At 72.2% G+C, this 7,825-nt stretch carries 6 protein-coding genes; 3 read left to right on the top strand and 3 right to left on the bottom strand.

Going from position 1 to position 7,825, the window contains the following annotated elements; all coding sequences use genetic code 11:
- Positions 1-189: 189 nt before the first annotated feature.
- A complete protein-coding gene (locus tag ABTZ17_RS35195; RefSeq protein WP_352199883.1) occupies positions 190-1,218 on the bottom strand; it encodes a glycosyltransferase family 2 protein in 1,029 nt (342 codons plus the stop codon).
- Between the two features lie 156 nt (positions 1,219-1,374).
- Between ABTZ17_RS35195 and ABTZ17_RS35190 the strand changes: the two genes are divergently transcribed.
- Positions 1,375-2,838, top strand: coding sequence for an LCP family protein (locus ABTZ17_RS35190; RefSeq protein WP_352199882.1), 1,464 nt, complete (start codon positions 1,375-1,377; stop codon positions 2,836-2,838).
- A gap of 121 nt (positions 2,839-2,959) precedes the next feature.
- On the opposite strand, the gene ABTZ17_RS35185 is transcribed toward ABTZ17_RS35190, so the two are convergent.
- Positions 2,960-3,496 carry an acyl-CoA thioesterase gene (locus ABTZ17_RS35185; RefSeq protein ID WP_352199881.1) on the bottom strand — a complete coding sequence of 179 codons (537 nt, stop codon included), beginning with the start codon at positions 3,494-3,496 and terminating at the stop codon, positions 2,960-2,962.
- A 105-nt stretch (positions 3,497-3,601) separates the two neighbouring features.
- Here ABTZ17_RS35185 and ABTZ17_RS35180 point away from each other — a divergent pair, with 105 nt between their 5' ends.
- Positions 3,602-4,966, top strand: a complete 1,365-nt coding sequence (locus ABTZ17_RS35180; RefSeq protein WP_352199880.1) for an LCP family protein — start codon at positions 3,602-3,604, stop codon at positions 4,964-4,966.
- A gap of 81 nt (positions 4,967-5,047) precedes the next feature.
- On the opposite strand, the gene ABTZ17_RS35175 is transcribed toward ABTZ17_RS35180, so the two are convergent.
- The gene (locus tag ABTZ17_RS35175) at positions 5,048-6,154 is read right to left on the bottom strand and encodes an acyl-CoA dehydrogenase family protein (RefSeq protein WP_502994971.1); all 1,107 of its coding nucleotides are present in this window, start codon (positions 6,152-6,154) and stop codon (positions 5,048-5,050) included.
- Positions 6,155-6,410: 256 nt separating this feature from the next.
- Here ABTZ17_RS35175 and ABTZ17_RS35170 point away from each other — a divergent pair, with 256 nt between their 5' ends.
- Positions 6,411-7,751, top strand: a complete 1,341-nt coding sequence (locus ABTZ17_RS35170) for a UDP-glucose dehydrogenase family protein (protein WP_352199878.1) — start codon at positions 6,411-6,413, stop codon at positions 7,749-7,751.
- Positions 7,752-7,825: the final 74 nt, after the last annotated feature.

Here is a 7,825-nt window from a genome sequence, read left to right as displayed (position 1 = left end):
AAGGATCTGGCGCCTGAACTCCACCACCAACGGCACCTTCACCAAGGCCGTACAGCTCGGCACCGGCTGGCAGGTCTACACCGGCATCCACTAGCTCCGGCCGGCACGTGGAACGCGGGCGGGGCCCGGCGGAACGGATCCGCCGGGCCCCGCCCGGTACGCCTGGTGCCTCCGCCCGCGGGCCGCCCGTCAGGAGGCCGGGGCGGAATCCGCGCGGACCGACGGGCGACGCGAGGCGATCACCTTGCGGGCCAGCGAGCGCGGGCTGGTCAGGAAGCCGAAGCCCCAGCACATGTGCATGGTGGCCAGCGCCACCGGGATCTGCGCCCGGGCCTTCAGGGAGAGCCCCTTGCCCGCCGGCACCGAACCGGCGGCGATCGCCGCCAGGTAGCCCCCGGGCACGACCAGCGCCCACGGGGTCACCACGGCGCCCGTCACCAGACCGGCCGCGATGGCGCACACGGCGACCGGCGGGGCCAGGTAGCGCAGGTTGATGGAGCCCGAGTGGTAGCGGGCCACCACGTGCCGCCAGCGCCCGTAGTCCTTGTACTGCTTGGCCAGCGCGCGCACGCTCGGCCGCGGCCGGTACTGCACCCGCAGCTCGGGCGAGAACCAGATCAGCCCGCCCGCCTCGCGGATGCGGAAGTTCAGCTCCCAGTCCTGGGCGCGGATGAACTCCTCGTTGTACCCGCCCTGCCGCTCCAGCGCCTCGCGGCGGAAGACGCCCAGGTAGACGGTCTCGGCGGGGCCCGCCTGGCCGCCGGTGTGGAAGGCCGCGTTGCCGACGCCGATCTTCGAGGTCATCGCGGCGGCGACGGCGTCCTCCCAGGCGTTCTCGCCCTCGGCGTGCATGATGCCGCCGACGTTCTGCGCGCCCGTCTCCTCCAGGAGCCGGACGGCGGTGGCGATGTAGTTCGGGGAGAGCATGCCGTGACCGTCCACGCGCACCACGACGGGGTGGCGGGACGCCTTGATGGCGGCGTTGAGGGCGGCCGGGGTACGGCCGGTGGGGTTCGGGACGGTGTGGACGCGGGGGTCCTCGCGCACGAGCTCGGCGGCGATCTCGTCGGTCCGGTCCGTGGACGGGCCGAGGGCGATCACCACCTCCATCTCGCCTGCGTACTCCTGCCCGAGGATGTGCCGGACGGAGTCGCGGAGGTAGCGCTCCTCGTTGAGCACCGGCATGATCACCGAGACTGCGGGCTGCTGGGTGGGCATGTGGTCCTTCATGGGTCGGTAACGGTGGTCACGTTACCGCGTATGGGGGACACGGGTGCGCGCCGGTGGAGCGGGTCCGGCCCACCCCGGTCGTATCGGCCTACTGTTCTGACGAATCTCCCCGCCGTCCCCCCGCCGCACGTGGAGGTGTCCTCCGTGCCCCAGCCGCACCGCTCCCCCCGCCCCCGGCCCCCGCGGGGCGCCCGGCGCGCCCCCTCACGGCGGGCCGACCGGCCCCGCTGGGGGGTGCGGCTCGCGGGCGCCCTGTCGGTGCTCGTGCTGGGTTCCGGGGCGCTGGGGCACGCGGTGGTGACGGGGCTGGACACCGGGATCCAGCGGGTGGACCCCTTCAAGGACATGAAGAACCGGCCGCAGGCCGGTCACGGGCTGAACGTGCTGCTGGTGGGCACCGACGGCCGCGACAAGATCACCCAGGAGGACAAGCGGGAGTACCGCCTGGGCGGCGCCCCCTGCCACTGCACCGACACGATCATGCTGGTGCACATCTCCGCGGACCGGGAGCGGGCCAGCGTCATCAGCCTGCCGCGCGACAGCTACGCGGAGGTGCCCGCGCACACCGACCAGTCCTCCGGCAAGCACCACGGGCCGCATCCCGTGAAGCTGAACGCGGCCTACGCCGAGGGCGGGCCCAACCTGACCGTGCGGACCGTCGAGAACATGACCCGGGTGAAGATCGACCACTACCTGGAGATCGACTTCACCAGCTTCATGAAGACGGTGGACGCCATGGGCGGCGTGGAGATCTGCACCGCCAAGCCCATGCGGGACTCCTACACCGGGCTGGACCTGCTGCCCGGCACCCACCGGCTGACCGGCGGGCAGGCCCTCCAGTACGTCCGCTCCCGGCACATCGACGGGGCGGCCGACCTGGGCCGGATGCAGCGGCAGCAGCGCTTCCTCGCCGCGGTGATCAAGCAGGCGACCACGGGCGGGGTGCTGCTGAACCCGGTGAAGTTCAAGGAGCTCAGCTCGACCCTGCTGGGCTCGGTGCGTGCGGACCGGGGCTTCGGGTCGGAGCAGATGCTGGCGCTGGGCCAGGCCATGCGGGACTTCACCCCCTCCTCCTCCGAGTTCGCCTCGGTGCCCATCGCCTCGGGCGGCTCCCCCGTGAAGGGGCTCGGATCGGTGGTCCGCTGGGACGGGCCCAAGGCGGCCCGGCTCTTCGAGGCGCTGCGCGAGGACAAGCCGCTGGCCCCGGACCGGCCGCGGAAGGCCGAGACCTCGGTGCCGGTGGACGTGGCCCCGCAGCAGATCCGGGTGCACGTGGAGAACGGCACCCGGATCGACGGGCTCGGCGGCCGCGTGGACAAGGCCCTGCGGGCCACCGGCTTCAACACCACCCAGGCCCCGAGCACCGGCGCGAGCCGGGACGTGCGGCGCACGGTGGTGCTGTACGACCCGCGCTGGGACCGCTCCGCGAAGACCCTGTCCACGGCGCTGCCGGGCAGCGAGATGCGGGCGGTGGCGGGGCTGGGGCCGACCCTGCGGGTGACGGCCGGCTCCGAGTTCAAGAAGGTCACCCCCGTGCGGGCCGAGGATCCGTACCAGGGCGAGTTCGGGGTGGTCACGGGCGACCAGGTGACCTGCGCGGGGCGCTGAACCGGTCCGGCGCGGCCGCGCGGGGTCGGGCGGCCGCGCGGGCGGTCGGTCGGGCGGGCGGTTGCGGGGGTCGCCGCCGGTCCCGTGGTCGCGGGCGGTCGGGCGGTCGGGCGCGGAGGGGTCAGTCGTCCAGGCCCTCGGCGACGCGGCGCTCGCGCAGCTCCTTGATGGCGCGGCGGCGGGCCAGCCGGTGGGTGCGGCGGATCATGGCCTCCTGGTACCGCCGCTTGTCCTTGTCGGTCTCGGGGACCACCGGGGGCACCATCCGGGGCCGGCCGTCGGCGTCCACGGCCGCGAAGACCAGATAGGCGCTGCCGACCTGGGTGGCGGGGGTGGACTCGTTCCAGCGCTCGGCGAGGACCCGTACGCCGATCTCCATGGAGGAGCGGCCGGTCCAGTTGCACTGGGCCTTCACGTGGACGAGGTCCCCGACACGGACCGGCTCCAGGAAGACCATCTCGTCCATCGAGGCGGTGACCGCGGGGCCACCGGAGTGGCGGCCGGCCACCGCGCCCGCGGCGTCGTCGACCAGCTTCATGATCACACCGCCGTGGACGGTGCCGAGCAGATTGGTGTCGTTGCCCGTCATGATGTGGCTCAGCGTGGTCCGCGAGGCCGAGGTCGGCTTGCCCTGGAGGCCGCCCGATATGTCAGTCATGCAGACACCTTAAGCCGGGTACGAAGGCGCAGCTCTGCAACAGCACTGGTACGAAGTGCCACCCGGACTGTCGGCCGGCCCCCCGGCCCGTGCATTCTTGTCCGCATGAATGACTGGCCCGACGGCTGGAACGACGACCAGGACGACCGGTACGGGCGCGGTTCCGCCGCCCCCCAGCCCGAAGGTCCGCGGGTGATGCGGCACGTCCAGCGCCCGCAGCCGCCGCGGCAGCAACCCCGGCAGCAGCCCGCCCGGCCCCCGCGGCCCGCGGGCCCGCCGCGCGGGGTGCCCGCGCAGCCGGGCCGGCAGCACGACACCTTCGCCGGGTACGACAGCGGCTACAACACCGGACAGGTCTACGGCAGCCCCTCGGGCGGCCCCGGCGGCGGCCCGGGCAACGGCCACGGCGGTGGACACGGTGGTCCGGGCGGACCCGGCGGGCGTCCGCCGCGGACCGGCCCCGGCGGGTCCGGACGGCCGCCGCTCACGGCGGCGCAGCGGCGCAAGCGGCTCAAGACCGGTGCCATCGCGATCGCGGCCCTGCTCGTGGTCACGACCGTCGGCACCTACTTCTGGGCCGATTCGAAGATGCGCCGCGAGGTGGACCTGTCCAAGGTCATCGAGCGTCCGAAGGACGACGACTGCACCACCTACCTGATCGTCGGCTCGGACAGCCGTGAGGGCATGTCCGCCGAGGAGAAGAAGAAGCTGCACACCGGCTCCGCGGAGGGCAAGCGGACCGACTCCATGATGATCCTCGCCGCCTGCTCCGGCGGGAACTCGATGATCTCCCTGCCGCGCGACTCGGACGTGGAGATCCCCTCCTTCATCGGCTCCGAGTCCGGGAAGAAGTTCGCCGCGCGCGGCGTGCGCACCAAGCTCAACGCCGCCTACGCCACCGACGGCCCGGAGCTGCTGGTGCGCACCGTGGAGTTCAACACGGGCCTGCGGATCGACCACTACGCCGAGATCGGCTTCGCGGGCTTCGCGAACATCGTGGACGCCCTCGGCGGGGTCGAGATGACCATCGAGAAGGGCTTCAAGGACAAGAAGTCGGGAGCCGACTTCCAGGCCGGCAAGCAGACCCTCAACGGCGAGCAGGCCCTGGCCTTCGTCCGGACCCGGTACGCCTTCGCGGAATCCGACCTGGCCCGCACGAAGAACCAGCAGAAGTTCCTGTCGGCCCTGGCGAGCCAGGCGGCCACGCCGGGCACGATCCTGAACCCCTTCCAGCTCTACCCGACGCTGGGCGCGGGCCTGGACACGCTGATCGTGGACGAGGACATGGGCCTCTTCGACCTGGGCGAGATGTTCTTCGCGATGAAGGGCATCAGCGGCGGCGAGGGCACCTCGATGAACATGCCGATCTCGGGCAGCCGCGGCGGCAACCTCGTCTGGGACAAGGCGAAGGTGCAGCAGCTGGTGAAGCAGATCCAGAACGACGAGAAGGTCACGGTCACCGCGAACTGACCCCTCGACCACACGAAGGGGCCCCGACGGCCGACGCCGTCGGGGCCCCTCCGCACGTGCGGGCCGGTCCGCCCGGGTTCGTTACGGCAGGTTGCGGGCCATGACGATGCGCTGGACCTGGTTCGTGCCTTCGTAGATCTGGGTGATCTTGGCGTCGCGCATCATGCGCTCGACCGGGTAGTCGCGGGTGTAGCCGTAGCCGCCGAGGAGCTGGACGGCGTCGGTGGTGACCTCCATGGCGATGTCGGAGGCGAAGCACTTGGCCGCGGCGCCGAGGTAGGTGAGGTCGGCGTCGCCGCGCTCGGAGGCGGCGGCGGCCTGGTAGGTCAGGGCGCGGGCGGCCGAGATCTTCATGGCCATGTCGGCGAGCATGAACTGGATGCCCTGGAAGTCGGCGATGGGCTTGCCGAACTGCTTGCGCTCCTTGACGTAGCCCTTGGCGTAGTCGAGGGCGCCCTGGGCGATGCCGAGGGCCTGGGCCGCGATGGTGATGCGGGTGTGGTCCAGGGTCTGCATGGCGGTGGCGAAGCCGGTGCCCTCGTCGCCGATCATGCGGTCCGCGGGGATGCGGACGTTGTCGAGGTAGACCTCGCGGGTCGGGGAGCCCTTGATGCCGAGCTTCTTCTCGGGGGCGCCGAAGGAGACGCCCTCGTCGGACTTCTCGACGACGAAGGCGCTGATGCCCTTGGAGCGCTTCTCCGGGTCGGTGACGGCCATGACCGTGTAGTACTCGGAGACCCCGGCGTTGGTGATCCAGCGCTTGACGCCGTTGAGCACCCAGAAGTCGCCGTCGCGGACGGCGCGGGTCTTCATGCCGGCGGCGTCGGAGCCCGCGTCGGGCTCGGAGAGGCAGTAGGAGAACATGCCCGCGCCCTGGGCCAGCGGCCCGAGGTACTTCTTCTTCAGCTCCTCGGAGCCGGAGAGGATCACCGGCAGGGAGCCGAGCTTGTTCACGGCCGGGATCAGCGAGGAGGAGGCGCACACGCGGGCGACCTCTTCGATGACGATCACGGTGGCGAGGGCGTCGGCCCCGGCGCCGCCGTAGTTCTCCGGGACGTGGACGGCCTGGAGGTCATTGGCGACCAGGGCGTCGAGGGCTTCCTGCGGGAAGCGGGCCTCCTCGTCGACCGCCGCGGCGAAGGGCGCGATCTTGGCCTCGCAGAGCGCACGGACCGACTCGCGGAGCATGTCGTGCTCCTCGGCCGGGCGGTACAGGTCGAACGCCGAGTTTGCGGTACCCGCCAAGGTCTCTCACTCCCAAGGTCATGCTAACTACCGTTAAGTAACCACAGCTCTGTTGCCAGCTTAGGGCCCAGCTCCCGTAGCGGGATACGAGAGTCGCTAGTGAGCTGCGTGACAACGGCGGGTCTTGGGGGGAAACGTCCCCCGAACGGGCCCGACTATGCTCGGGTGCCGCACCCCGCCCGCACTTCCAGGAGCACGCATGGCCCTCAAGATCACCGTGATCGGCACCGGCTACCTCGGCGCGACCCACGCCGCCGCCATGGCCGAGCTGGGATTCGAGGTGCTGGGCCTGGACATCGTGCCGGAGAAGATCGAGATGCTGGCCCGCGGCCGGGTCCCGATGTACGAGCCCGGGTTGGAGGAGCTGCTGTCGGCCCACGTGGCCGGGCTGCCGGGCTCCACCGGGCGGCTGCGCTTCACCACCTCCTACGAGGAGGCCGGTGCCTTCGGCGACGTGCACTTCATCTGTGTGAACACCCCGCAGAAGCACGGCGAGTACGCCTGCGACATGTCCTACGTGGACGCGGCCGTGGACTCCCTGGCCCCGCACCTGACCCGGCCCGCGCTGGTGGTCGGCAAGTCCACCGTGCCGGTGGGCTCCGCGGAGCGGCTCGCCGCCCGCCTGACCGAGCTGGCCCCGGCCGGGGAGGCCGTGGAGCTGGCCTGGAACCCGGAGTTCCTCCGCGAGGGCTTCGCCGTCCAGGACACCCTGCACCCGGACCGGATCGTCATCGGGGTCCAGGGCCCGCACGCCGAGAAGCTGCTGCGCGAGGTGTACGCGACCCCGGTGGCCGGGGGCTCCCCGCTGGTGGTGACGGACTTCCCCACCGCCGAGCTGGTCAAGACGGCCGCCAACTCCTTCCTGGCCACGAAGATCTCCTTCATCAACGCCATGGCCGAGGTCTGCGAGGCGGCCGGCGGGGACGTGGCCAAGCTGGCCGAGGCCATCGGGCACGACGATCGGATCGGGGCCAAGTTCCTGCGGGCCGGCATCGGCTTCGGCGGCGGCTGTCTGCCCAAGGACATCCGTGCCTTCATGGCCCGCGCCGGCGAGCTGGGCGCCGACCAGGCCCTGACCTTCCTCCGCGAGGTGGACTCCATCAACATGCGGCGCCGCGGCCACATGGTGGAGCTGGCCCGGGAGGCCGTCGGCGGCTCCTTCCTCGGGGTGCGGGTGGCCGTGCTCGGCGCCACCTTCAAGCCCGACTCCGACGACGTGCGCGACTCCCCCGCCCTCAACGTGGCCGGGCAGATCCACCTCCAGGGCGGCCAGGTCACCGTGTACGACCCCAAGGGCATGGACAACGCCCGCCGGGTCTTCCCCACCCTCGGCTACGCGGACTCCGCGGCCGGGGCGGCCCGGGGCGCGGACGTGGTGCTGCACCTGACCGAGTGGCGGGAGTTCCGGGAGCTGGACCCGGCGGAGCTGGGCGCGGTGGTCTCGCGGCGGCTGCTGCTGGACGGCCGGAACGCGCTGGACGCGGAGGCGTGGCGCGGGGCCGGGTGGACGTACCGGGCGATGGGTCGCCCGCGGGCCTGAGCGGCCCGGGTCCCCGTACCGGCGCCGCAGCGCCGGCCGGCGGGGCGTCCTCCCCCCGGGCGGGGGCGGGGCCC

Source organism: Streptomyces sp. NPDC097619 (assembly GCF_040302735.1).
Taxonomy (GTDB): Bacteria; Actinomycetota; Actinomycetes; order Streptomycetales; family Streptomycetaceae; genus Streptomyces.
Note: the sequence above shows the minus strand (reverse complement) of the source record. Positions and strands in the feature narration are given on the sequence as shown.